This is a genomic window from Neptuniibacter marinus (genome assembly GCF_965223595.1).
Classification (GTDB): domain Bacteria; phylum Pseudomonadota; class Gammaproteobacteria; order Pseudomonadales; family Balneatricaceae; genus Neptuniibacter; species Neptuniibacter marinus.
Map to the genome: position 1 here is coordinate 3,685,035 of NZ_OZ245004.1, position 25,178 is coordinate 3,710,212.

Sequence of the window (25,178 nt, forward strand, 5' to 3'; positions counted from 1 at the left end):
TGTAGTAATCTACTACCCAGATTAGCAAGATCGCGTTATAGTTTTGCTATATAAAACTCAGAGGCGGAGCGCTAAAATCCAATTCGCTCCAACTATACGTGTACAGGAGATCCCTATGAGTATTGCTGAGATTAAAAATAAAGAACGCGTTATTAATGAACTGATGTCGTTCATACGAAAAGTACTTGTTGAACCAGAAATTTGTGAAACAGCTCTAAAAATAGCTCGAGAGCACCTAAATGATGAAAATGCCGCCACAGTTATTGCTGATGAACTATCATCTACTACCAATATTAAAATACCTGTAGAGCACAGCGAGGCCGATCGCCTTTTTCTTGAGGTGTTAATCGACGTGATTAAAGATGAGAAAGCATTATATTAGAGAACAGCGGCGCCTCTTAATTGATAGGAAGGCTGCTTAATTGCAGCCTTTACTACGCCAGAACCCCCTCAGCATTAATCCGACTATTTAGTCAAACTCGCAATATAATGCGTTAATACTTCTAGTTTTTCGGGATCATTATCAACAAACTGAATATCAACACTAATAAAGTTTGCCTGTGTGCTTTTTTCGTTTGCCTGTAAACCTGAGATAAAACCATTCATCTGAGCAACACTATTACCATTCACCTGCTCAATATCAACAACTGACTGCTCAAGAAGCAGAGGAATTCCATCCTCCCGCTTGACCACGACTTGCACTGATTGCAATGTCACCTCTTTAATAGCACAACGCAACACACCAGAAGCAACACGTAGCTGAGCTAAGCCTTTAGGTTTTTTCGCCGTCTTTGCTATGGCAGCGGTTTTTCCTGCCGCTAACATTTGAGCTGCCTTTCGACGTGATTCTGCGCTAGTAGTAAAACGCTTACCGATGTATTTCTTAACTTTCTCAACTAACTGCTTATCTTCGAAAGGCTTACCCATATAGTCGTTAACACCAGCTTGAATCGCCTTAAGCACATAATCTCGTTCCCCACGGCTGGTAATCATGATGAACGGTATATCCACATAATTAGCTTGCTGGCGAGCCCATTGCAAAAGATCCAAGCCAGACATACCCGGCATCTCCCAATCACAAAGAATAAGATCGTAATTTTCATTATTCATCTGCTTGCGTCCAGCTTCACCATCGTCAGCAGAATCAATCTGATATTCAGGGAAGTGCTCTTTTACAATCCGTGACACGTGATCACGAATAAAGCGAGCATCATCAACAATCAATACTTTAATTTGACTCATTCTTCCCCTCTACAACATCAACCCATTAACTAATGGCTGAACCATTCACTAGAAACGACCTTTTAGCTTATCAGGTATAACAAACACATTGTTTTCCGTCCAGTTAGGCTGCTTAAAAACAGAAAATCAACGCCCTATGGTCGGCACAAGTAATTGAGGGAATTGATATTTAAGTGCTAGGGCAATCTGCTGTAGTTGACCTCGCGAACGAAAAACCAAAACCGTATCTTTTTCATCAACATAGGGGCCAAGTAGACCCGGCAAGCCTGAGCCTACTTTATAAATACTCTTATTGGTCAATCCAGTACATTCAAAAAAACCGGGGGATTCATTAAATATCCACTGTCCCTGTGTAAACACAGGCAAGCCTTTCGCTTGAGTCGCTAAGCAAAGCTTCGTCTGCTTTAACACTAATGCATAAACGGTCCCAAGAGGGCTATTCTCAATAATAAATCCATTAGCAATAGGTGAGCGACCCACACTCGTTGTTATATAGCCCCATTCTCCACCAGCCTTATTTGTATATGCATAAACCGTTTTCTGTGGGTCATTAGCACTAATTTCATCACTATAGCGGTAGTAATTAACCAGTAACTGGGGATTACTCAAATGATAGAAAGGTTCTTGATTAAAATTGGATAAAAGAGGCAATAGGTAATCAGCATAAGGTGAATAGGCATAGTGTGCGGGTAAACCGATCTCAATGGGCGTAACGGTTATAACCTTTGAAATGGGCGGAGCCTGCTCTTGCGGTTTTTGTGTTGCACATCCAGTCAGGAATAAAAAAGCTATAAACCATAATCGCATCAAAACTCTACCTTATCTCAAAGTAATAACAGACACTTAGCATAACTGATCACCGCCAATAAAAAAGCCTACCAATACAGCACAAAAAACTTTTTAAAATTTTATGCTCTACCGTAAAAGGGCCGAAAACACCCTACCTAGCCTTGTGAGTCTTGGCTAATGTGTAAGTTTTTCAAGCCACATCTAATCGTTAGCTATCCAATCAATACGTTAAGCGATAGTAATGAACAACTGTCTACACCTTCTTGAATCTTGATTAATCAAAATGCAACCGCACTTGCCTTAGTTAGATTAATCAGCATAAGCGGAACATTACTCAAAACTGTTAGTGATAATGATAACTATTCTTAATTGTATATTTTTGTTACTATGCCCCCTAACTTACTTTTATTTAAAGCTTTACACCTATTTAGGAGGTATCCTCGTGTCACAACACTCTCTTGAGAATGTTACTACATTCGAGCATTTTAACCTCGGTTTAGATGCTCAAAGCTCTGTTCGACTCGTTAATCATCGGTTTGCTGAAGATACAGTAGTTGAACATATTTACCCCCCTGGCCTTTATATTTCGATGCTTGGCCAATGCCAATGTGAAACACTCAACGAAGGCATAGGCAAACAGCGTAATTATAATCATCAGTATGTGATTGCCTTAGTTGATCAATCGAGCACTAGTCGAATACACTTTGCTAACAACAGCGTTTGGCAAACATTTGCTATAATGCTACCGCCCAATAAACTTAATGAAAGTTCCATCCTGCCTAAACACCCCAGCAGTGCTTCTCTCGCAATTCCTAATATTCGCTTTGCCGAGCTAGGCCCCATTCCAGCGGATATTCTACGTTGCTGCGAAGCTGTTTGGGATTGTACATTTGAAGGCTTTGAGCGTGAGCTATTTATTAAAGCAAAAGCCCAAGAAGTATTGGCACTCTTTCTCCATAAAAGACACGAACAACATCAAGTATCCACAACCTCACGAATCACCCAGCTATCGAATGTTTTAAGCCACATCCAGACCAACTTAGCCCAAAATTGGTCACTTTCTTCCGTAGCAAATATGGCAGGAAGTAATCGCACCTACGTAAAACAAGATATCAAAGAGTTAATCGGCACCAGCTTTAGAGATTGGCTCAAAAACATAAGACTTGAAGCGGCTCGCAAGCAACTGGCGGGCAACGAATCAATTGCCCAAATTGCCCACAATGTCGGCTTCAAAAGCCAAGCCCATTTTGCCACTTTATTCAAAAGCGAAGTCGGTGTTACCCCTAGTGAGTATCGACAATCTTTATCAATGCAACGCAGTGCTTAGTAAAAAGCTAAAAGCATTGAACTTAACATACTTAGAGATTGAAGGTAGAAAGCTGTACTAAGGGGTTGAGGCTATACCTCCATTACATTTTAAACTAATAACATCACGTAAAAATTATCTATTTTCGAAAGCTCCATGTCCCTATCCGAAAGATATTAAGACTTTTCATCGATAAACTTCAAAGTTATCAATAATTGAAGACTAGTATTTTCTGGCACTGCACTGCATCGCATCGCATCGCACAAAATAAAACGTTAAAAGAAATCAAACTAGCCTTCCGCCCAAACGGAAGGCACGCAGGATAATGAGTAATGACAAACCGCTTTAAGCTAAACACCCAATACCCTTGGGGGATGCTAGCTAGCATATATATCACCCAATATATCGGCGTGGCATTTATTCTGTCAGCGGCTGTAGCTATTTTACGGCAACAAGGTGTTGCTCTAGACAAATTAGCTTTACTCAATCTTGCAGTCTTACCTTTGATGGGAAAAGTACTTTATGCCCCGTTAATTGATAAGTATCGCTTATCGTTTCAAGGCAAGTATCGTAGCTGGTTAATTATAGCTCAAACCGGTATGGCGCTATTATTGGCCGCGGCAGGTTCAATGGATTTTCAACACCAGTTTGTATGGATAATTGCAATCCTAGCACTTTATGCTTTTTGCATGAGCGTACAAGATGTTGCTATCGATGGTTTATCCTGCAAACTATTTGCCCCAGAAGCTCGTAAACTTGCTAGTAGCATTCAATTCTCAGGAAATTTATTGGGAAACATTATTGGGGGTGGCCTGATCCTGATGTTTTACCCTTGGCTTGAGTGGCAGGGTTCATTATGGCTGTTAGCTGGCCTAACCTGCATCTCATTATTACAAATAACCTTGTTTACCGAACCTGAAGATATCCCTGACAGCAAAACCTATTCAACAGAGTCTAGACATCTTTTTCGAGATATAAAACATTTCATCACAGAGCAAAAACATTGGCTTTTCATCTTGGCACTCTACCCCATCGGCTCAACCTGTGGTTTTGCCTTACTCAATCCCTTGTTAATCGACAGTGGTTGGGCACTAGGCGACGTTGGCTTTGCAGTAAAAATATTTGGCTCTGCCGTGGGCCTATGTGCAGCCTTACTCGCAACACCACTTATTACTCGATTTGGCCGTGCTCATGCTTTTATTGGGGTGCTATTTATTCAAGTCCTAGCGTTATTACTCATGATACCACTAACACTCGGATTTACCGGCAAGGTTATCGTGTACACAGCAATCACCTTACACTTTATTAGCTTCCCTGCTCTATTAGTCGTTTCCTCGACAATAATAATGGACAAAGCAGCTGAATCTTTACACAAGGCTACTTTTTTTACACTGCAGTTTAGTTTTGCCTCCCTGCTCGGCTTTATCTACTCCTCAATAAGTATGGCGATAGCAAAACATATTGGTTACAGCGCCGTCGTGATAGCCGGTATTCTTATCAGCTTTAGTATCGCCTTATTTATCAGCGTTACCCTGAAACGCGTCACCACAACGAAAGAAACCTTAAATACATATTAATATCAAATATTCACAATCACTACTCAGTAAAGCGAATAGTTTTTAAATACCTTATCCGTTTCTATAAAAGAGTGAATAGTTATACCTAACAAAATATAAGAATGAGAATTATTAGTCTTTTTAATACTATTTTATTGCACGTACAGGAAATCTAAATTATGCACCCAATTAGAAAAACGAACACCGTTCTCCCTCATAATCCTCCTACACTTTCGTTTATAGCGTTATCCATTTTGGCCATTAACAGCTTATTAACTTCTCCTATGGCAAATGCAGAAGCTGTAGTACTAGACGCCATTGTGGTGACCGGTGAAAAAATTGATAGAAATATTAAAGATACAACAACAGCGGTCACTGTTTTCTCTGAAAAAACTCTAGGAACAGGAGAGGTTAAGCAGGTCAAAGATATTGCGACAAGCGCCCCTAACGTTACTACCGATACCTTTGGTCATATAGCTATTCGCGGTATTTCTGGTGGGGGAGCTGCAACGGGGGGCGTAGCACTAATGACAGGCGCTCGTGCTCGTATCGCTACCGTGGTAGATGGCACCACCCAAGACTGGTCAGGTTACAATTTTTCACCTACTAATTTATGGGATGTCGAGCAAGTAGAGGTTCTCCGTGGTCCACAGTCTACAACGCAAGGGGCAAGTGCCATAGCTGGCGCGCTTGTCGTTAATACCAATGATCCAACATTTGAAAATGAAGCGGCTATTCGAGCGGGATTAGAAAGCTATAAAAATGGCAACCTAAAACACAATTTAGCAGTTATGTCGTCTGGGGCCTTAATTAAAGATGAGCTTGCTTACCGTATCGCAGTTGATCAAACAAAAGGGGAGGGCTGGCTGAATTACGATATATCTGGCTACAGCGGATATCTTCCTAATCTCAGCGAGTCCACAAGCCTGAACGTACGAAGTAAGTTATTGTGGGAACCCAGAGACATACCCGAATTATCAGCTAAACTGACCGTAAATTACCTTAAAAATAAGGGCGAGCATGCTAATTTCGCCAGCAATACCACCGAAGGTATCGCCACACAAACGATGACGATTGCTGACGCAGGTGGTGCCGTCTCCCGCGTACAAGACTCTAAAGAAAAAAGTGTAGCTACAGATATCGAGTACCAGGTCAGCGACAGCATTACTAACTCTTTACATATTAGCCACATAGATTCAGATATATATGCCGACGGTTACGGCTCGGCTAGTGGCACAACCACCCACAGTTATGATATTGAACAAACCACTACATCATTAGAAAACCGTATTATTTTTAATAATCAAAATACCAAGCTATCTGGTGTAATAGGACTCTTTGCTGCTTATAAAGACTCGATCATCGATGCATCCCAAGGAGTAATTAATATTGATACAAGTTATAACACCACCACAACAGCCCTTTATGGTGAAGGTACTTATGCACTATCTCCTGAGACAAAACTAACGACGGGGTTGCGTATTGAGAATGAAGAAACCGAGAAGGTCGGTTCGTTTTTTTCGAGCACTGAAGTGGTTCAAAACACAGATTCGACCTATTACTTACCGAAACTCGCCATTACGCATGATATCTCTAACACCACCACATTCGGGGCAGCCATTCGCAAAGGCTACAGCCCAAGTGGAACCTATATCAATACGACAGGTGATGTTTTTGCCTTTGATAGTGAGGAAGTGTCCTCCTTTGAACTAAGCAGCAAAAGCGATTTTGGTAAAGGCACAACATTAAGCGCCAATCTATTTTATAACGATTATTCTGACTACCAAGCTCTATCCGGTTTTAGTTTAGTCAATGTAGATTCAGCACATACAATAGGCTTTGAATTAGAAGCCTCTACATGGCTTTCCGACAACCTTGAGCTGCAGGGCTCTATTGGTTTCTTACGCAGTGAAATCGATGAGTACACATCAAACACCGCAAATAAAGGAAACCAACTTTCTGGCGCACCCGAAACGAATTTAGGTTTAGGTTTTACCCAGCACATTGGCAACAAATGGTCTTTCGGTGCCGACATAACTTATGTTGGCGAATATTATTCTGATCTGAATAACACTAATAATGATATGGCCGGTGATTATTTACTTACTAATGCACGTTTCCAATACGTAAACGGTGACTTAACTATTAACGGTTTTATTAAAAATCTAACCGATGAAAATATTTTGTATTACAGAGCAGACTCCTTAGCAGCAGTGGGTCAAGACCTATCTGTAGGTATTAGCGCGACTTACCGCATGTAATAAGGCTATTGTCTCTCAATATCTTAATGATAGAGGCAGCATTGCGCCTCTATATGACTCCTTTCCTATCGAATGAAATACCGAGACCTATGGACACCTACACGCCTATACCGGACATAGATAAAAAAATAGATATTATTGATCATGTTAATCAAGATCATACGGAAGAGCTTTTAGCAATTGCAAAAAGTCACCTATCTCAAATAAAGTCCCTACACGAGGCTACTATTGTATCAGCAAGCGTTTTAGACGTTTTTCAAGAAGGCATGGACATTATCGTTCACTTAAATACGACTCTTCAGAGCACAAAAATTTTTGTGCCTTTCGAAATTGAAGGGGAATTAGAGGATAAAATTCTCTATCAAGCCTATGCCTCTATCGTTCAACAAGGGCGTGATTTTAGCGGCGCGGGCAAACACTTTTTTAAGATCATAGATAAACAAAAAATCACCACAAACATGGTACGTTTAACCATTGAAAGTACGACCGAACTTCCTGCATATTATCCGGGTTACGCTTATGCTTTTTTGCTAAAAACGCTTAAAAAACGCCCTCACTCGGGTACTCTAAAAGCGAATAAAAAACATTGGAGCAAAAAACTTTTCGATCATATTTTTGTCTCATTGATGAAGCACTTATCCAGTAAGAATCGTCAAAAGCTCTTACAAAGCGCGAACAAGGATGTTCGCCTTTATACGCTCCGAAAATCATGGAAAAAAGATAAAAATGCTCGTTTTCATAACCAAGGATATATAGACATCTTCACACATGGAAAAACCCCAGGCAGTCAATGGGCTAACGAACTCAGCGCTGGCGATATTATTATGAGCCGCTCTGAAGCAAAAGATAAGCACCCCCACTTATCGAATGGACAAGCCCTACTGATTGCCGATGAAACCGCTTATCCTGCAATGGCAGGTATACTTGAGCATTGGCTGAATCCATTACCACCCTACATAATTATCATTAGCGAATCCGAAGATGAACAAAGTTATTTTGAGAATAAAGACCTATTAGTTGCCGACCAAGTACATAGAGTAATATGCCCGCCGGAGATTCAATCTACCCGAATATTAGCCATAATAAGACAGATAACTGACATAGATGTCGTGTGGGCCGCTTTCGAATCAGAGTCCGCAAAAACGGTGAGACATTACCTACGAAATCAGCGACAGATAGCCGGAAAAAACAATCACACCAAAGCGTATTGGAACTTAAAATCGAAAAGAGGCACAGCCGACGACCTATAGGGTGGTAAATAAATAACAGCTCTAGACAAACCTACGCGATAACAAATAAAAGGTATAAAAATGCCCGATGCAATACATCGAGCATTTTTATAGAAGCAAGTATCAGCCTTCGTATCGAAGCTGATACAACCTATCTAAAAACAAACTCCCCTTGCTCTACATCTACAGCAATCTCTGTGCCCGGGAGATACTTACCCGCTAATATCTCCTGCGCCAGCGGATTTTCTATCCACTGCTGAATCGCTCGTTTTAACGGCCTTGCCCCATACACAGGCTCAAAGCCTACATCCACCAGCTTATCTAATGCTGTACTTGTTAATGTGAGACTTAGATCCCGCTCAGCCAAACGGTCTTGTAAACGTTGCAACTGAATAGTAGCAATACCTGCCACCTGGCTTTTTTTCAAGCTATGGAACACGACGACTTCGTCAATACGGTTAATCACTTCTGGACGGAAGTGCATACCCACTGACTCCATTACCGCGTTATGCATGAGCTGATAATCATCGTCATCACTGAAGTTTTGAATAAGGTCAGACCCTAAATTAGAGGTCATCACTACGATGGTATTGCGGAAATCGACTGTACGCCCTTGACCATCAGTTAAGCGGCCATCTTCCAATACCTGTAGAAGAATATTAAAAACATCAGGATGGGCTTTTTCGACTTCATCCAACAGTAAAACAGAGTAAGGCTTACGCCGCACTGCCTCAGTCAGGTACCCCCCTTCTTCATAACCGACATAACCGGGAGGCGCACCGATCAAACGTGCAACGGAGTGTTTTTCCATAAACTCTGACATGTCGATACGCACCATCGCATCTTCAGTATCAAATAAAAAGCTAGCTAACGCTTTGCAAAGCTCGGTTTTACCTACACCTGTTGGGCCTAAAAATAAAAATGAACCATTAGGACGATTAGGATCTGACAATCCCGCACGAGAACGGCGTACCGCATTAGAGACAGCAATCACAGCCTCATCTTGCCCGATCACACGGCTATGCAGCTCTGATTCCATACGTAATAGTTTTTCTCGCTCACCTTCCAGCATGCGATTGACTGGAATACCCGTCCAACGAGAAACCACTTCAGCGACCTCTTCCTCAGTCACTTTATTACGCAGTAGTTTAGTTTCCTGTTGCCCCTGTTCTTCTGCTTGGGCAGTAGCGGCAAGCTCCTTCTCAAGCTCTGGAATAAGACCATACTGTAGCTCAGACATCTTCTGAAGATCACCCGCACGGGTATGCTTTTCAAGTTCGATACGTGCTAAATCTAACTCCTCTTTCACTTTTTGAGAGCCTTGCAATGCTAACTTTTCGGCTTTCCAAATTTCGTCCAGATCAGAGAACTCTTTTTCGATATTGCCTATAGTTTCTTCAAGCTCTTTTAAACGCTGTTTCGCTGCAGCGTCTTTCTCTTTTTTTAGCGCCTCTCGTTCCATTTTCAACTGAATTAAACGACGCTCTAAGCGATCCATATCTTCCGGTTTAGAATCCATCTCCATACGAATACGGGAAGCGGCTTCGTCGATTAGATCTATCGCTTTGTCGGGAAGTTGGCGATCTGTGATATATCGCTGGGACAATTTAGCCGCAGCAATAATTGCAGAGTCTGTAATATCAACCGCATGATGAATCTCATACCGCTCTTTTAAACCACGCAAAATGGCAATAGTGGATTCTTCATCGGGCTCATCAACAATAACTTTCTGGAAACGACGTTCAAGAGCTGCATCTTTTTCTACATATTGACGGTATTCGTCCAGCGTTGTGGCACCCACACAATGTAGTTCACCACGAGCCAAAGCCGGTTTTAACATGTTACCGGCATCCATTGAGCCTTCGCCCTTGCCTGCGCCCACCATAGTATGTAGCTCATCGATAAACAGAATAACCTGCCCTTCCTGTTTAGATAGCTCATTCAATACAGCTTTTAGACGCTCTTCAAATTCACCTCGGAATTTCGCACCAGCAATGAGCGATCCCATATCAAGCGAGAGCACTTTTTTACGCTTAAGCCCCTCAGGAACTTCACCATTAACAATACGCTGTGCAAGCCCTTCCACAATGGCGGTTTTACCAACACCAGGCTCCCCTATAAGTACAGGGTTGTTTTTAGTACGGCGCTGTAACACCTGAATTGTTCGACGAATCTCATCATCACGTCCTATTACAGGATCGAGCTTGCCCGATTCAGCACGTTCAGTCAGATCAATACAATACTTATCTAAAGCTTGACGATTACTTTCTGCATTAGGATCTTGCACCGATTCCCCTCCACGAATTTGATTGATAACAGCTTCTAATCTGTCTTTGCTTATACCTGATTCGCGCAGCGCTTTACCTGCATCAGATTTATCATCTAGCAAAGCTAAAAGAATCAGTTCACTGGCAATATATTGATCGCCCCGTTGCTGGGCGATCTTATCTGTTTTGTTAAAGACGCGTGCAACATCTTGAGAGAAACGAATCTCACCATCAGGGTTTTGTACACTTGGTAAACGGTCGATGTACTGTGTCGTTTGATTTTTTAAGCGCTGCATATCAGCACCCGCTTGCGCCAATAGCTGCACAGAACTACCCTGCTGCTGTTCTAATAAGGCTTGTAAAATATGAACAGGTTCAATGTAGTTATGGTCTCGGCCTACAGCTAAAGATTGAGCGTCTGCCAGAGCTTCTTGCAGTTGAGATGTAAATTTATCTGGACGCATATGCCCTCCGCTGATTAATCCAATACACCTCTATCCTCGTGTTATGTAAGGCTAGGGCAATTAAATAATGAATCGTATATCAGAGATATGAGGGTGAAAGTCGTTCGCTTCAAGAGGAAAATAAACAAAAATTAGAGAACTCTTATATTAAAACAAAATGAGCCAACGCTATAATGCTAGAAAGCGCTCTTTGTTTTTACTCACAAACTGTCGAATCTGCAATGTATCGTTATCGTGTTCACTTAAAAAGATAAGTAGCGTATTAGGATCTAGCTGAAAGCCGCTAAATAAGCAGTCTCCAATTTCTAAGTGAGCTTCATCGTGACTTTCAGCGCTTTTTTCAACAGAGCGAAAGATATATGCCAATGCTTGTTTAGCAACAGAGAGCTGTTTTTTAGCTTCAGGAGGGAAGCTAGATGCCTGCACATCCCCATTTTGTAATACACAACCGTAGAGTATTAACCCTTTATCCTGCATCTCATGCCAAATAGTCATTGTCGATACTCCATTGCAGCAAATCACCTGCCTGCTGCTTCAATACAGGCAGCGATATATCCTTATCTGATTTTAAACATAAAGACTGATTTTGATCATTAAAGACCGATAAGGTGTCGACCTTAGGGCCAGCAATAACAACATTATTAACCGCACCTAAAAAACTCGCCTTTTCCGATATAGCATCAGTTAAACGATTAATATTGAGCAACAATGATTTAATAGAGGCATCATCAATATTAGAACACAGTAGATCTTGCCCTTCTCCAATATGCATAGCGCCTAAAACCCCTCGCTTATTCATCGCTGCATCTAAAAGGGTTTCTTCATATAAAGGCTTATAAAAATCAAGGGAGAAACCATTAATATCCAGTAATCGATCCCGAACCTGGTCCCAATCTATATCTCTTTCTACCGCTGAAATTAACTCCTCAATAACACCTAAAATTGCTCGAGGGTCTCTAGCATCGACAAACATAACCGTACTCATAACCCCGAGATCTTTTAACTCGCTTAAGTAACGATTGTAATCTGGGTTAGGTTCCACATCTGAATGAGTAACAGCAATAATTAATCTACGTTTACGCAGGTAATCACCAAACGCTTTCGCATAAAAACGTATATCTCGAAAAGGGTCTTTGCGCGTATTGTCTACTAAAAGGACCATCCCAATAGCATCGTGGGCAAACTCACTGGTTAGCATATCCCACATAAAACGAAATCGTTCTTGCCCTGGTGTTCCATAAAGATGAACACGCGTCTCAGTATTTAAGTCTAAAACGCCGTAATCCATAACTATCGTAGTATTTTTTTTACGCCTAACCGTTACATCACTGGCCTGAGCATCCGTATCAAGTGTTTCAATATCACTGACTGAGCGAATCGCTGTTGTCTTTCCTGAGCAAACTGACCCTGTGAATAGGATCTTATAATCCTTCATTCATGCATTCCTTATTTCAGGGGAACATTAGTAGTATCAGTGTAGCGATACTCAGCTGAACGAAAACTAAAACACCTCAAAAAATATTCAAATTTTCATCTAATAAGGTGATATTTATCGCATGCTTAACACTGGATTGATATGACGAATAAGTCGAACACCTTAGACAGGACGTAATAGATAGAATCTTTTAGCTCCTATCTAGGCGAGCATGCGCTCAACTTCAGCTTTTGCAATAAGATGCTGAACCTGCTGAATATGAGCCCTTACATCGGAGATGTTAGTTTCTTTCTCCGACAAACAAACGAGTACTCTATTTGCTTTTAACAGAAAGCCACTTAAACGTTTATCACCTATTTCTAGGTGAGCCTCGTTATGTTTGCTTTTATGCTTACCAACATTTAAAAATATATAGCTAAACGTCTGCCTTGCAACTGTCTCATAATGTCGATTTGCTTTAGTAAAAGAAGATGTGGTCACCTCTTTCCCTTCAAGAAAACAACTACTTTCAACAACATTAGGTTTATCTATTGTTCCAAGTAATTCATTCATCGCCGACTCCACTGCAAAAGATCCACAGCTTGCTGTTTAACCACATTGATACTTAAATCTTTATGGGAACACAATCCAAGTGCCTGTTCCTCTTCAACAAATACAGAGAGGGTTTCTTGCTGCGGGCCATATAAAACCAAATCATCTATATGCCCTAGAAAAGAAGCCTTAGCTTCTAATGCAGTCACTAAATTAATCATTGAACGTAGTAATTCTTTATTTTGTTTACTACTAACATTAGAGCTCAAAACTTTGCGATCAGCCCCAAGGTGAATTGCGCCTGTAATGCCTCGTGTATTCATCGCCGCTTCAAGTAATGTGACCTCTTCATTAACCCCAATTGCAGGAGAGTCGCCTTCTCCACTTGCCTGAGGCATTGTGCTATTGACGGCCAAACGTTGCTCTAGTTCAGGCCAAGCAATATCTTTTTCTCGTTGCCCCACCAACTCTTTTACTATTTTAAGTACCGAGGAAGGGTCTCGTGCATCAATAAAAATAACGGTTGTAAACAAGCCCATAGCTTTGAGCTCTTGCATATAATAATCATGGTCAGGGTCTGCTTTTTCATCGGAATGAGTGACTGCAATAATCAGGCGGCGACGAACAATAAAATCTCGGAACTCTTCCACATAAAAGCGGATATCTTTAAAAGGATCATTACGCGTATTATCCACCAACAAAACAAGCCCCTCAGCGTCATGCACTAAGTCACTCATCATTACTTCCCACATAAACTTAAAACGTTCTTGTCCCGGCGTCCCATAAAGATGCAGACGGGCGCTATCGGATAGATCAAGAACGCCATAATCCATGGCGATTGTGGTTTTTTGCTTACGGCGAATAGCAGAATCACTTACGCGGGCATCAGTATCAACCGTCTCAATATCACTCAATGAGCGAATAGCTGTGGTTTTACCTGAACACACTGAGCCTGTGAATAAAACTTTATAATCTGTCATTATTAATCCCTTATAGCTTCAAAATAACCAACATGAAGCAATAGACACTGTCACACAGAACAGATTAACTATACCTGAGCCATATCAGTGATAGCCACTTTCACAGCAATTTAGGCGGGAAGTACGTTAGAAGTAAGCTAATTCTTAGCCTAAATAAGAAAAATTGTAAGTTAATCACTTAAGGTTTTAACAGATATCAGCCTAAATAAAAAACAATTATCTAATATTACGAATATAGTAAAAAATCATCTACTCTTCCCGCAAAACATTAGGAAGCCCGATTCATATATCTCGTATTCTTTTAAATAAAACAAACTTATTCAATTATAAAGTCAAAATAAGTATCTGTATAAAGCTCACCCTGCAAGGTAAAGTGCCACCATTCATGGTGATAAGGAACAAAACCATGCTGCATCATTAACCCTTGTAGCAACATACGATTAGCTCGAGCTTGAGAAGAGATCGTCTGACTATCAATCCATGATTCAACCCCAAAGAAATCAAACTCAGTTCCCATTTCCAGCTCTTCTCCGCTAGACAGGTCAATTAATGTCAAATCAACAGTACTGCCGCGGCTATGGCTAGAGTGACGAACTAAATAACCCTTACTGAATAGCTCACTTCTATCTAAATCAGGAAAGAAACGCGCTTGAGTCACACATTCGTTTTCCTCCTCACACCACTGAATAAAATGGTTAACAGCTCGTTGAGGACGGTAAGCATCGAATACTTTAAGACCTAGCCCAAAATGAGCGAGTTCATTCTGAACGCGGAGTAACGCCTGAGCCGCTGGGTTTGTTATCAAACCGACATTTCGTTCATAACCATTGATAGGAACGCCTACAAAGTTATCCCCAGTAAAATATTTGAGATCTATTAATAGGTTCGGAATTACTGTGAGCAGGTCCACAAATGATGCAGGCTTTATAGTTACCTCAGGCAAACTTGTCTCCTAATAAAGATTCATAAGATAAAGTTAGAAAACTTGAATTATTCAATCCAAATCAAACTGGCTAATCGTCCTGTTTCACCATCTCGACGATAGGAATAAAAACGTTCTGCATCTGAATAAGTGCAAAGAGAAGAGCTGGTGATATTAACAACACCTGCTTTTTTTAATCGCTGTGAAGCTAAAGAATAAATATCTGCTAAATACTTGTTATGGGTATCATCAATTTTAGAAAACGCAGATTCAGCTTCTAAACTAGAATCACAGAACTGCTCATACACCTCAGAACCTACCTCAAAGGCCTTAGGGCCAATAGCGGGCCCAAACCAAACATGCAGATCGGATGGATCTTGGAAAACTTTTAACGTATTTTCCAATACCCCATTTAGCAAACCTCTCCAACCTGCATGGGCAACAGCTACTTTACTGCCTGCTGAATTGGTAAAAAAAACCGGCAAACAATCCGCAGTCATAACAATACAAGCTAAGCCTAGCTCATCCGTCCAACAACCATCAGCTTCACGTCGCACCCCATCCCCACACGCTTGAATCAAATCGGTACCATGTACTTGTGATAACCACTGCGGGGGGATCGTTAAGTTCAGTTCAGCTATCAGTTTTTGACGATTGTCCTGTACATCAACAATCCGATCAGACACATGATCACCAAGATTCAATCCTTGATAAACGCCCTGACTAACACCACCTAAACGTGTTGTAGTTAGCGCATGAACCTTGGAGGGAGCTTGCCACTTAGCCGGTATAAATTTCACGTCCTATCAAATCTCATCATTCGATGCTTCTGCGTCAACGGTAAGCACATCCAGCAAATGTTTAAAGTCATCAGGAAGGTCCACCTCCCAAGAAACCAACTCACCACTATGTGGATGCCAAAGCTCCAGTTTTTTAGCATGTAAAGCTTGGCGTTTAAAATTCCGCAAGGTTTGCAGCATATCCTCACTACAACCTTTTGGGAGTCGAAAGCGACCACCATAAAGCTGATCACCCACAAGCGGGTAATTAATATGCGCCATATGCACACGGATCTGATGGGTACGCCCCGTTTCAAGTTTTAAACGAATATGTGTATGGGCACGTAACTTTTTCAATACGCGATAGTGAGTAACCGCTTCCTTACCTACACCGACCACCGCCATCTTCTGACGATGTTTAGAGTGGCGCCCCATAGGTTCATCAACCATACCACCACCCGTCATTACACCATTAACAACTGCTTCGTATTCACGCCCCATAGAGCGCTCTTGTAGCTGCGTAACTAATTCCGTTTGTGCCACGATTGTTTTAGCAACCACCATCAATCCTGTTGTATCCATATCAAGTCGATGAACAATACCTGCTCTAGGGACTTGAGCTATCTCTGGACAATGGTAGAGCAATGCATTTAATAACGTACCGTCTCGATGTCCAACGGCAGGGTGAACCACTAAACCTGCAGGCTTATTGACGATCAGAATATGCTCATCTTCATAAACAATATCAAGCGGTATATTTTGCGGTTTATGATCTTCGATCATCTCAAGTTCAGCATCAATAGCGACAATTTCGCCACCAAACAATTTATCACGAGGGCGCTTTACGTCCCCATCAACAGTTAGCGAGCCGTCTTTAATCCAGCCTTGTAGGCGAGAACGAGAGTAATCTGGGAATAGCTGGGCTACAGCTTGATCAAGTCGCTTACCAACGAGATCATTTCCCACTTGTGCTTGGAGTTGTATTTGATCAGACATCAGAACCTAGCAGAACTTTCTTAATTGTTAGGCCTGAGTGTGTTAACAGGCCCAACCAGTTGTGGTTAAATAGGCCGTTGAATTGCTTATAGCCTCTTTGTGCCCAGTATAACCGTTCGGGCCCGAGACTACACTGGGATTAATAAAAGATGCGAATGACCAAATTACTTATTATTGCTTTGTTCTGTTTTATGACAACGGCATGCTCATGGTTTGAAGATATCCAAGAGATACCGGATATCCCCGAACAACAGCTTTATAAAGAAGCTATGTCTGCTATGGATCAACAGAACTACGATCTAGCAATTGAGAAACTGCAACTGCTGGAAGCTCGCTATCCCTTCGGACGGTTTTCAGAACAAGCTCAGCTAGAATTGATCTACGCTTACCATAACAGCTACGAACCTGAAGCTGCACGCGCTGCCGCGGATCGATTTATTCGCTTACATCCAAACCATGAAAATATTGATTACGCTTACTACCTCAAAGGCCTGACTTCCTTTGAACAAGACATCTCATGGATCACACAATATTTACCTATCGATGAGACACAACGAGACCCAGGCGCCGCGCTTGATTCTTTTGAAAGCTTCTCAACGCTGGTTAACCGCTACCCTGATAGCCAATATGCTCCTGACTCACAGAAACGTATGGTCTATCTAAAAAACCGTTTGGCCGCCTATGAGGTGCATGTAGCTCGTTACTATATCCAACGTGAAGCCTTTGTCGCTGCAATCAATCGTGGCCGCTATGTTATTGAGAACATGCAAGAAACCCCTGCGGTTCCTGACGCTCTCGCAGTAATGATTGAAGGCTACACCCATCTAGGTCAGCAAGATTTAGCAGCCGATACCCAATCGGTCTTAGCTAAAAACTTCCCAGAATATCAATACACTCCTGTCTACAAAGGAGAAAAAACCTTATTTGATGCCGCAACCTTCGACCTTTTCAGTGACGCTAAAGAAGCCCCTGTAGCTACACCTATTAGAATGAGCCAAGAGGCACCAAAGCCTGAACGTGGTATTTTTAGCACTATCACATTTGGCGTCTTCGATGATGATGAAGAGCAATCAAAGTAAATAAATACCTAAAGGCGCGACAGCGCCTTTAAATCTAAAAGCCCATCTTGCCGCGTTCAAAATAACGAATAGATTGACAATACAAACAAACAAACTAAAGTTATCTGCACTACTACTATCACCAATTAAACTGAGCAGAAAACCCTTATGAACACTAAGTACTTTTTACATGCCTGTTTATTCCTATGTACTAGCTTCTCACTTAATGCTTATGCAGAGATAGTAATAAAAAAAGCCTACGTACAAGTAGTTCCTGAAGGATATGAAGAAACAGCAGTATTTCTAACCATTAAAAACAGTGACCGACACCCTGTATATTTAACGAAGGTTTCCTCTCCCGCGTCTGATACTGCCGAAATTCAGCACTATAGAAACAACGATGGCATCATGATGCTACAAAAAACTGACAGCGTAACTGTTTTGGGTAATTCAACATTGAAAATGCAGCCCGGCAGCGAACAAATCACCTTGATAAACTTACGTAAAAAATTAACTGTTGGAAAACATATAAACCTATCTCTAACATTTAGTAATGGTGATCGACTAAAAACTAAAGCACTGGTGACTGATCTAGAAAATTAAAAGAGCCTATCTACATGGCTTATCCTACCAACCCAATGATTTTTTCTCTTGAAGAGACTTGGTAGTGTTCGTTTCTCAATTACCTCTTACCTCTCTAATAAACAATTGCTAAACTGTTTAACTACAGATATTCCATAGCCAAAAAATAGAGAGATCAGAGCGTGCAGGCAGACTTAATTATTAAAGAGATGCGAGTATCACCTGAAATCGACCCAACTCTAGAAATCGAGCAACGAATCAATTTCATCAAGCAGCAAATAAAAAAATCAGGATTAAAAACACTCGTTTTAGGCATCAGTGGTGGTGTGGATTCATCCACCTGTGGCCGACTTGCCCAACTTGCAGTAGATGAACTCAACGCAGAAAGTAACAGCAATGAATATAGTTTTATTGCTATGCGCTTACCATTTGGCAGTCAACATGACGAAGATGATGCTCAGATGGCTCTCGACTTTATTCAGCCCACACAGCGCATTACTGTCAACGTAAAACCTGGCGTTGAAGGTATTCATAGCGAAGTATGCACGTCCCTTAATGCTGTCGGTTTAAATAGAGCCTCAGAAGCTGCAGTAGATTTTGCGAAAGGCAATGTAAAAGCCCGAGCACGTATGGTTGCCCAGTATGAAGTAGCCGGCATAGTAGGTGCCTTAGTACTTGGTACAGATCATTCGGCCGAGAATCTAACTGGCTTTTATACAAAATGGGGTGATGGTGCCTGCGATTTAGCTCCGCTCTTTGGACTGAGCAAACGTCAAGTCCGTTTATTGGCAAAAACACTCGGCGCACCAATGGAATTGGTAGACAAAACACCAACAGCAGACCTAGAGTGCTTAACGCCACAAAAAGCAGATGAACACGCGCTAGGTCTTAGTTACGAAGAGATTGATGACTTTTTAGAAGGCAAAGGCGTCTCTAAAGAAGTCGAACAACGTATTATCGATATCTATATAAAAACTGAACACAAACGCGCACCCATTCCAACCATCTACGATTAAGCTGACAACAGGGTAAGCTCTCTTTAACAAGAGCTCACCCGTGAACAGAATGGTACTGGTTCTCTATCAGAGGTAAACCTTCTTCCAAAGCCTTATCTTAGAATTTATCGATCCACTCGATAAGGGTTGGCGGGGATGATCGTCTCCTGCCCCAATAAAATATCCACAAGCAAACGTGTAGATGCTGGCGCCAACACTAAACCATTTCTATATTGGCCGGCATTTAGATACAGGTTTTCAAATTCAGGAACTAAACCTATATAAGGTATTCCTTCTGGCGATCCCGGACGCAGGCCTGACCAATGGTGTTCCACGTTATAATTTTCTAACTCAGGAATAATACCTAAAGCGGTTTCATAAAGTGAGCTAGCCGCCTCTTCGGTGGTCTGCTTATTAAATCCAAAATGTTCAAGCGTACTACCCACCAATACTCGCCCATCATTCCTCGGAATAACATAACGCCCACCTTTAAGAACGACGCGATTAACTAAGCCAGGAACCGCTTTAAACAACATCATCTGCCCATGAACAGGTTCAATGGGAAGACTTTTCCCTACCAGCTGGAGCAGATCAGCACTCCAAGCTCCCCCAGCTATAATTACATTATCGCCACGAACTTCTCCCTGATTTGTTTTAATACCTAAAACTCGATTTCCAGCGGTTAAGAAGCTTTCCACCTCATGATGCTCAAGCACAGTTACTTTAGGATTTTTCACCAAACTTTCTCGTAGCGAACGACCTAATCGAGGATTTCTAATACTACAAACTTCAGGCATCCATAAGGCATTATCAACGTCTTTAGCTACATGGGGCTCTTTTTGATAAACAAAAGAGGCATCCACTTCCCGAAGTGGGCGATGGAACTTTTTCGCCCAAACAAGGGCCTCTTCATGATCTTCAACATCAACCATAAACATCCCTTTCTGACGAAGCTCAGGGTCACAACCAGTTTCTTCAAGTAGATCTTGAGATAGATGTATATAACTACTTTGCGACCATGTAGCGAGCTGAGTAACAGCATCGGGATATCGCCAAGGGTACAGCGGAGAAACAATTCCTCCTCCCGCCCAAGAAGCTTCTTTTGCACAGGCTTTACGATCTACGATGGTTACTTCCGCACCTGACTGCGCCAACTCACGCGCCAACATCATGCCGATCACACCACCACCAATAATCAGGAAATCAGACATTATTACACCTTAGCAAACAGTTAAGGCTGCTATTTTGCCTGTTCAAAAGAAAGCTTTCCATGACCTTAATTAAATATTACCTAAGCACCACGTCGAACCCGCCCCGTTAATGAAACCACTAACGTCAAGATTTGGTCCCCCTGAATAATAGAAAAGGTACCATTTGAACCACCTAGAGCACTACCATCACTCTCGTAAACTAACAATTCACCTCGATTCCACGTAATCTGGTTTTGTGTTGAGAATTCAATAATTCGCAACACAGTATCCGAAGAGGGATCTAATTGACGGTTGTTATTTTTATCTGAAAAGACAAGCGCACCTTTCTCCCAAACTAACGTATTGGCACTGTCAAAGCCAGTACAACTGCTAACACCGTCCCAACGGCAGACAACAGCATAGTTACCCTCCGTCACGGCCTGCATCCTAGCCAAAGACAATAGACTTTGAAGCTTATGCTGATCAGAAGTAAGCTGACTTTGAGTGAGAAAGCTCGAAAACGACGGCGTAATAACCGTTATAAGAAGTGTGAGGATACTTAAGGTAAAGAGTAACTCAAAGAGTGTAAAACCTTTGCCCCAAGTAAGAGCCTCTTTCTCCATCCTTGGAGATAGAAACACGTCCATGTTTATCAATCCTCCTGCAGTCCTTTGCAGGCTAAGTTAACTCATTAATTTATAAATCATTACCAACAATCGGTAGCCGTGCCTGACGCAGATTTAGCGCCCGTTTGTGTAATAGATAAATTACCACAATCATCCCCAGCTTGCGGTCCTCCAGCAGCTGGAGTTGCTGTCAACGTAAAGGTATTTGAAGTGGCTACAACACCTAGGTTATACACCACATCAGTACCATCTTTAGGTGATTTAACGACAGGCAATGATGGCGCTGCATTGCTTGCATTAGTATATCGGCCATTGACCGTATACTCGCGTTCCATCCACTGAGACATTTCAATCAAAACCGCTTTCGCATCGGATCGACGTGCCTCCCGTACATACTCTTGGTAAGCTGGGTACGCGATAGACGCAATAATACCCACAATTGCAACCGCAATCATTAACTCAAGTAGTGAAAAACCTTTATTACGCTTCATTATGATTAGCCTTACTGAATCTGTATCCATGATTGGCGCCCTAACTTATCCCCAGAGGATTCGGTGGTAACTTCAATATCCCCAGAAGACCCTGAAGTATATTTAAGTTCATTATCTCCCGTAGAAATTACCCCTGGAGTCTTAATAATACCAACATTAGACTGTTTTCCTGACACAGGGACTTTAATCGTAGTCGTATTCCCGTCGCTATCAGTTACTTCGATTTCAACCCAATCATTCTGATCAATAACCCCATCCCCGTTAAGATCAAATGGAGAGACATCTAAACGAGAACCTGACTGGGCATCAATTTCCATCAAATAACTAGTACCACCAAAAGAGCACGGACTTGTTTCTGGTATTAAGGTTGTAAAAATAACCCTTCCGTTACGAACAAGAGGATCGGCAACCACACGTTCACCTGGATGATCATTGACACTATTACTATTCTCATCGTAAAACAGATCCATATACCATCCCATATCGGAAGATAAATCTACTTCATTATCACTGGTTACTCGAACATTTGAGTCAAAACCCGTTTCAGCGATTAAAAGCTCATCCATTATGGTCTGCAGCTGTAATGAATTACGACCAGAAACAGCCGTACTAGAGCCATCATCAAGTATAGAATAGAAAGACTGCGTCTGGGATACAGACGTATTATCACCTATTTCGAAATACTTACCTGTACCAAACAACACCAACACTCCTCCACTACTGGCTTTCACCACTTGGGGTTTTGACGTAATAGCTTGGCGATTACTTGTTGTACATGGGTCCGCGGTACATGCGGTAAACAACGGATCGTATACCGTTGTACCACTATCATCATGTGATTTAGCAATCTCCCAATTGGCGACACTGGAATCAGAAATATCAAACGCCCACATATTCCCTTTTAGATCACCCGCATAAACCGCATCAGCAATACTGTCATTGTCCGTATCTACCGCAATAGGGGTTGATAAACCATTACTCCCTGTAGTCTCTACCTCTTTTTTCCAAATAATTTCGCCGGTTCTTAAGCCGATAATATATAAGATTGCCTTACCGTTAGTGCTGTTATAACCATTACCGACAACAACACCCCAATCATTATTATTTGTACCATTATCATCATTAAGCTTCACAATGGAGGCTTTAGCAAAGGTATATCCTAAGTCAGCAAACCCAGTGTCCGTTGAATCAATATCCCATAGTACATCAGATGCGCTAAAGTTCATCGGATCAGAAACATCAAGTGCAAATAAACCTTTACCGCCCGCACCGAGCGTGCCTACAAGTGCAGTTCCCCAGCGGCCTGTGCTATCACTCGCTGCACCATCAAAATTGACATAGGCATCCCCTATAGCAACCGTATTATCAATAAAATACTTATGGGTATAACTAGGCGAGGTTAAATCAATCAAATTTGAATGTACGGCCTTAGGAACATAGGCAAAAATTTCTTCCCCTTCGCAATCTTGAGTACTTGTATTACAAACAGCAGAGACATCACCTTCACCAAGTAAACCATGTAACATGCCATCATTCGCTCCGACGTAAATCATGCCTGTTCGATTACCTTTTTCTGTCGCCGAAGATCCCGCAAGATAATCATCATAGGTAGCTAAACCTGATGCAGTCTCTAATGCATAATAACCAAAATTATCGTCTCCAGAAAAAACGGGGTCAGAATTGACTACATCACCAAAAAGGCTAGAGCGTGAACGATATATGGAGCCTTCATTAGCTTGGCTACCGCGTAGATACTGAACATCATTTGCAGTCAGCCCTACTGAACTTAAAGCAGAAGAAGCGCTACTCCAGGTAAAAGCCACTCCGCTATCCGCGACCCCTGTCGACATGTATATATTACGATCAGCTTCTGAAGGTAGTAGATCTGCGGCATTCCAAGCTAATGTAGTCACTTCACCAGTCGTCGCATTAAGGTTATAAGCTAGGATATCACCCGCCCACTCCGTGGTAGTAAACCGCGCTTGGTATATTTTTGAGTTAGTTTGTAAGCGCGTTGAGTTAGTCGCTACCGATGACGCGGAAGAGGTTCGCCCTGAGATACTGGCGATGGCATTATTAAACGCCTGAATCAATGATGCTGGTGAATCTGCAGATAAGAAATCCCCTCGACCATTCCACGCCGCATGGCGCATATCATCAACAGTTGTCGTTGTGTCACTAGACACATTAGGCCAATTAAATGACGTATCAGTCGAAGTCGGGTTCGCGGTCAACGACCCATTCACCCCAAAAGCCACTGTATAGGTCACTAAGTGTTGTTGATTATTACCATCCAGCGGTGAAGTTGGTACTTCATCAACGAGAGATGTTTTAAGATCTCTCTCGTAGTAATGCATAGCAACATCCGCCAACGTATTATAACGACCATTATTCTGATCCGCATAAACGCCGCCATCAAAAGCAGTGTCGTTCCAATCCCCATCCGAGGTACTGCCACTATCTGCGTTACCTACATTTGGATTCGATCCGTTCCAATAGCCATCAGACATCACTACTGCAAAATTTTGCTGACAACTCCCCCCATTAGCGTAACTTAAAATAGGCGAACTTTTACTACTCCCAAACAAACTTGAGGAGTTAGTTCCCTCAAAATAAGCCCCAGTCTGAGCAAGCTTTGTCCTTAAAGGAGTACCATGGTCAGAATTAATTGCTGAAATTGCAGCCTGTAAATTAGCCTTATTAGACCCTACTGTAACATCAGCAACAGGAAAGCCATTCCCTCCATTACGATGGAGCGTACTAAAGCCCAGCCTTACAGTGGAGTTATCCACTATATTTAACATCGCGGCTTTCATTACATATTCGCGCTTCCTGTAGTAAGTATACCAATTGGCAAAATTCGTTTGCTCGGCCGCGGTCATTACCTGAGCTGTCGCAGACCCTGCTGTTGCAACAAATTGATTATAATAATCGTAACCAGATCGCCCAGGATCGGGGCACTCGTCTAGCTCAAAAACACCATCACCATCATCATTCCAAACCATATAACCTGGAGGATCTCCATAACCCTCATCACTGGTTAAATTTACAGATCCTGAAGCAGGATAGTAAGGGTTTCTACGAGCAGAAGTAATGCTCTGATCGACGTAAGTATTCCCATTAACATCTTTACCCTTCCAAGGGACATAAGTCTCATTGGGATCATAATAAAGGACGTTATAGCCAGCACAGGACTCGAGTATTTCATCTCTATCATTTCGAGTTGGGGTAATATCTAAATCCCCAGAATCAGGGTAACTGCTGCCTGTATAAACACTTCGAGCCCCATCGGATTTCAGCACCTCCCAGTCCATACTGCCCGAATCGTCCACCATAAAGAAAATATTAGGCTTAACGCCAGTATTAACAAACAGCGGAGCTGGCGCGATAGCTGCACTAGAAAAGGAAGGCCAAATTAAAAAAGATGGCAGCAAAAAGGTAAGTATTTTCACACTAAAACGATAATGCATGAGTGCCTC

At 41.9% G+C, this 25,178-nt stretch carries 22 protein-coding genes; 8 read left to right on the plus strand and 14 right to left on the minus strand.

Features of this window, described 5'->3' with window-relative positions; genetic code table 11:
* Positions 1–115 precede the first annotated feature (115 nt).
* Positions 116–382, plus strand: a complete 267-nt coding sequence (locus tag ACOQOE_RS17460; protein ID WP_067862713.1) for a hypothetical protein — start codon at positions 116–118, stop codon at positions 380–382.
* Between the two features lie 83 nt (positions 383–465).
* On the opposite strand, the gene ACOQOE_RS17465 is transcribed toward ACOQOE_RS17460, so the two are convergent.
* The gene (locus ACOQOE_RS17465) at positions 466–1,242 is read right to left on the minus strand and encodes a response regulator (protein ID WP_067862716.1); all 777 of its coding nucleotides are present in this window, start codon (positions 1,240–1,242) and stop codon (positions 466–468) included.
* A gap of 126 nt (positions 1,243–1,368) precedes the next feature.
* On the minus strand, positions 1,369–2,049 hold the full coding sequence (locus tag ACOQOE_RS17470) for a hypothetical protein (RefSeq protein WP_067862718.1): 681 nt from the start codon (positions 2,047–2,049) through the stop codon (positions 1,369–1,371).
* Between the two features lie 424 nt (positions 2,050–2,473).
* Between ACOQOE_RS17470 and ACOQOE_RS17475 the strand changes: the two genes are divergently transcribed.
* The 4 genes from ACOQOE_RS17475 (at position 2,474) to ACOQOE_RS17490 (ending at position 8,404) form a co-directional block, all read left to right on the plus strand.
* Complete coding sequence (locus ACOQOE_RS17475; protein WP_067862720.1) at positions 2,474–3,358, plus strand: helix-turn-helix transcriptional regulator; 885 nt, start codon at positions 2,474–2,476, stop codon at positions 3,356–3,358.
* 311 nt (positions 3,359–3,669) lie between these two features.
* Positions 3,670–4,914 carry an MFS transporter gene (locus tag ACOQOE_RS17480; protein ID WP_067862722.1) on the plus strand — a complete coding sequence of 415 codons (1,245 nt, stop codon included), beginning with the start codon at positions 3,670–3,672 and terminating at the stop codon, positions 4,912–4,914.
* 158 nt (positions 4,915–5,072) lie between these two features.
* Positions 5,073–7,154, plus strand: coding sequence for a TonB-dependent receptor (locus ACOQOE_RS17485; RefSeq protein WP_420554576.1), 2,082 nt, complete (start codon positions 5,073–5,075; stop codon positions 7,152–7,154).
* A 53-nt stretch (positions 7,155–7,207) separates the two neighbouring features.
* Positions 7,208–8,404: an SIP domain-containing protein gene (locus ACOQOE_RS17490; protein WP_420554577.1), complete on the plus strand. Its 1,197-nt coding sequence runs from the start codon at positions 7,208–7,210 to the stop codon at positions 8,402–8,404.
* A 130-nt stretch (positions 8,405–8,534) separates the two neighbouring features.
* Here ACOQOE_RS17490 and clpB read toward each other — a convergent pair whose 3' ends face one another.
* The 8 genes from clpB to rluD form a co-directional block, all read right to left on the minus strand.
* Positions 8,535–11,114, minus strand: a complete 2,580-nt coding sequence (clpB, locus tag ACOQOE_RS17495; protein ID WP_067862726.1) for an ATP-dependent chaperone ClpB — start codon at positions 11,112–11,114, stop codon at positions 8,535–8,537.
* Between the two features lie 168 nt (positions 11,115–11,282).
* Positions 11,283–11,609 carry a hypothetical protein gene (locus ACOQOE_RS17500; RefSeq protein ID WP_067862728.1) on the minus strand — a complete coding sequence of 109 codons (327 nt, stop codon included), beginning with the start codon at positions 11,607–11,609 and terminating at the stop codon, positions 11,283–11,285.
* Positions 11,593–12,549 carry a GTP-binding protein gene (locus ACOQOE_RS17505; RefSeq protein ID WP_067862730.1) on the minus strand — a complete coding sequence of 319 codons (957 nt, stop codon included), beginning with the start codon at positions 12,547–12,549 and terminating at the stop codon, positions 11,593–11,595. The genes ACOQOE_RS17500 and ACOQOE_RS17505 overlap by 17 nt, the downstream gene beginning before the upstream one ends.
* A gap of 201 nt (positions 12,550–12,750) precedes the next feature.
* Positions 12,751–13,101 carry a hypothetical protein gene (locus ACOQOE_RS17510; RefSeq protein ID WP_067862732.1) on the minus strand — a complete coding sequence of 117 codons (351 nt, stop codon included), beginning with the start codon at positions 13,099–13,101 and terminating at the stop codon, positions 12,751–12,753.
* Positions 13,098–14,060 carry a GTP-binding protein gene (locus ACOQOE_RS17515; RefSeq protein ID WP_420554578.1) on the minus strand — a complete coding sequence of 321 codons (963 nt, stop codon included), beginning with the start codon at positions 14,058–14,060 and terminating at the stop codon, positions 13,098–13,100. Before ACOQOE_RS17515 ends, ACOQOE_RS17510 begins: the two co-directional genes overlap by 4 nt.
* A 316-nt stretch (positions 14,061–14,376) precedes the next feature.
* Entirely contained in the window at positions 14,377–15,003 is a 627-nt protein-coding gene (locus tag ACOQOE_RS17520; RefSeq protein ID WP_420554579.1) for a M15 family metallopeptidase, read from the minus strand.
* A 47-nt stretch (positions 15,004–15,050) separates the two neighbouring features.
* Positions 15,051–15,782, minus strand: coding sequence for a peptidoglycan editing factor PgeF (pgeF, locus tag ACOQOE_RS17525; RefSeq protein ID WP_420554580.1), 732 nt, complete (start codon positions 15,780–15,782; stop codon positions 15,051–15,053).
* A gap of 6 nt (positions 15,783–15,788) precedes the next feature.
* Positions 15,789–16,757 carry a 23S rRNA pseudouridine(1911/1915/1917) synthase RluD gene (gene rluD, locus ACOQOE_RS17530; protein ID WP_067862740.1) on the minus strand — a complete coding sequence of 323 codons (969 nt, stop codon included), beginning with the start codon at positions 16,755–16,757 and terminating at the stop codon, positions 15,789–15,791.
* A gap of 155 nt (positions 16,758–16,912) precedes the next feature.
* Between rluD and ACOQOE_RS17535 the strand changes: the two genes are divergently transcribed.
* From ACOQOE_RS17535 to nadE, 3 genes are all read left to right on the plus strand, one after another.
* Entirely contained in the window at positions 16,913–17,836 is a 924-nt protein-coding gene (locus tag ACOQOE_RS17535; RefSeq protein ID WP_420554581.1) for an outer membrane protein assembly factor BamD, read from the plus strand.
* A 147-nt stretch (positions 17,837–17,983) separates the two neighbouring features.
* Positions 17,984–18,418 (plus strand): copper chaperone PCu(A)C, encoded by a 435-nt coding sequence (locus ACOQOE_RS17540; RefSeq protein WP_420554582.1) that lies wholly within the window; start codon positions 17,984–17,986, stop codon positions 18,416–18,418.
* 188 nt (positions 18,419–18,606) lie between these two features.
* Positions 18,607–19,413: an ammonia-dependent NAD(+) synthetase gene (nadE, locus tag ACOQOE_RS17545; RefSeq protein WP_420555497.1), complete on the plus strand. Its 807-nt coding sequence runs from the start codon at positions 18,607–18,609 to the stop codon at positions 19,411–19,413.
* 104 nt (positions 19,414–19,517) lie between these two features.
* Here the strand turns inward: nadE and thiO are convergent, their stop codons facing one another.
* The 4 genes from thiO to ACOQOE_RS17565 all read right to left on the minus strand — a co-directional run bounded on the left by thiO (position 19,518) and on the right by ACOQOE_RS17565 (position 25,169).
* Positions 19,518–20,603, minus strand: a complete 1,086-nt coding sequence (gene thiO / locus ACOQOE_RS17550) for a glycine oxidase ThiO (RefSeq protein ID WP_420554583.1) — start codon at positions 20,601–20,603, stop codon at positions 19,518–19,520.
* An 80-nt stretch (positions 20,604–20,683) separates the two neighbouring features.
* On the minus strand, positions 20,684–21,229 hold the full coding sequence (locus ACOQOE_RS17555) for a GspH/FimT family pseudopilin (protein ID WP_420554584.1): 546 nt from the start codon (positions 21,227–21,229) through the stop codon (positions 20,684–20,686).
* Positions 21,230–21,288: 59 nt separating this feature from the next.
* Positions 21,289–21,699 carry a type IV pilin protein gene (locus tag ACOQOE_RS17560; RefSeq protein ID WP_420554585.1) on the minus strand — a complete coding sequence of 137 codons (411 nt, stop codon included), beginning with the start codon at positions 21,697–21,699 and terminating at the stop codon, positions 21,289–21,291.
* 11 nt (positions 21,700–21,710) lie between these two features.
* Positions 21,711–25,169 carry a pilus assembly protein gene (locus tag ACOQOE_RS17565; protein WP_420554586.1) on the minus strand — a complete coding sequence of 1,153 codons (3,459 nt, stop codon included), beginning with the start codon at positions 25,167–25,169 and terminating at the stop codon, positions 21,711–21,713.
* Positions 25,170–25,178 lie beyond the last annotated feature (9 nt).

What these genes read in the sequence shown, in the direction of transcription:
- nadE (WP_420555497.1), top strand. Translation starts at nt 18,607, where the DNA reads ATGCGAGTATCACCTGAAATCGACCCAACTCTAGAAATCGAGCAACGA.
- ACOQOE_RS17540 (WP_420554582.1), top strand. Translation starts at nt 17,984, where the DNA reads ATGAACACTAAGTACTTTTTACATGCCTGTTTATTCCTATGTACTAGC.
- ACOQOE_RS17490 (WP_420554577.1), top strand. Translation starts at nt 7,208, where the DNA reads ATGACTCCTTTCCTATCGAATGAAATACCGAGACCTATGGACACCTAC.
- ACOQOE_RS17535 (WP_420554581.1), top strand. Translation starts at nt 16,913, where the DNA reads ATGACCAAATTACTTATTATTGCTTTGTTCTGTTTTATGACAACGGCA.
- ACOQOE_RS17460 (WP_067862713.1), top strand. Translation starts at nt 116, where the DNA reads ATGAGTATTGCTGAGATTAAAAATAAAGAACGCGTTATTAATGAACTG.
- rluD (WP_067862740.1), bottom strand. Translation starts at nt 16,757, where the DNA reads ATGTCTGATCAAATACAACTCCAAGCACAAGTGGGAAATGATCTCGTT.
- ACOQOE_RS17465 (WP_067862716.1), bottom strand. Translation starts at nt 1,242, where the DNA reads ATGAGTCAAATTAAAGTATTGATTGTTGATGATGCTCGCTTTATTCGT.
- ACOQOE_RS17505 (WP_067862730.1), bottom strand. Translation starts at nt 12,549, where the DNA reads ATGAAGGATTATAAGATCCTATTCACAGGGTCAGTTTGCTCAGGAAAG.
- ACOQOE_RS17510 (WP_067862732.1), bottom strand. Translation starts at nt 13,101, where the DNA reads ATGAATGAATTACTTGGAACAATAGATAAACCTAATGTTGTTGAAAGT.
- ACOQOE_RS17470 (WP_067862718.1), bottom strand. Translation starts at nt 2,049, where the DNA reads ATGCGATTATGGTTTATAGCTTTTTTATTCCTGACTGGATGTGCAACA.
- ACOQOE_RS17560 (WP_420554585.1), bottom strand. Translation starts at nt 21,699, where the DNA reads ATGAAGCGTAATAAAGGTTTTTCACTACTTGAGTTAATGATTGCGGTT.
- ACOQOE_RS17555 (WP_420554584.1), bottom strand. Translation starts at nt 21,229, where the DNA reads ATGGACGTGTTTCTATCTCCAAGGATGGAGAAAGAGGCTCTTACTTGG.
- ACOQOE_RS17565 (WP_420554586.1), bottom strand. Translation starts at nt 25,169, where the DNA reads ATGCATTATCGTTTTAGTGTGAAAATACTTACCTTTTTGCTGCCATCT.
- clpB (WP_067862726.1), bottom strand. Translation starts at nt 11,114, where the DNA reads ATGCGTCCAGATAAATTTACATCTCAACTGCAAGAAGCTCTGGCAGAC.
- thiO (WP_420554583.1), bottom strand. Translation starts at nt 20,603, where the DNA reads ATGTCTGATTTCCTGATTATTGGTGGTGGTGTGATCGGCATGATGTTG.
- ACOQOE_RS17515 (WP_420554578.1), bottom strand. Translation starts at nt 14,060, where the DNA reads ATGACAGATTATAAAGTTTTATTCACAGGCTCAGTGTGTTCAGGTAAA.
- ACOQOE_RS17485 (WP_420554576.1), top strand. Translation starts at nt 5,073, where the DNA reads ATGCACCCAATTAGAAAAACGAACACCGTTCTCCCTCATAATCCTCCT.
- ACOQOE_RS17500 (WP_067862728.1), bottom strand. Translation starts at nt 11,609, where the DNA reads ATGACTATTTGGCATGAGATGCAGGATAAAGGGTTAATACTCTACGGT.
- ACOQOE_RS17480 (WP_067862722.1), top strand. Translation starts at nt 3,670, where the DNA reads ATGACAAACCGCTTTAAGCTAAACACCCAATACCCTTGGGGGATGCTA.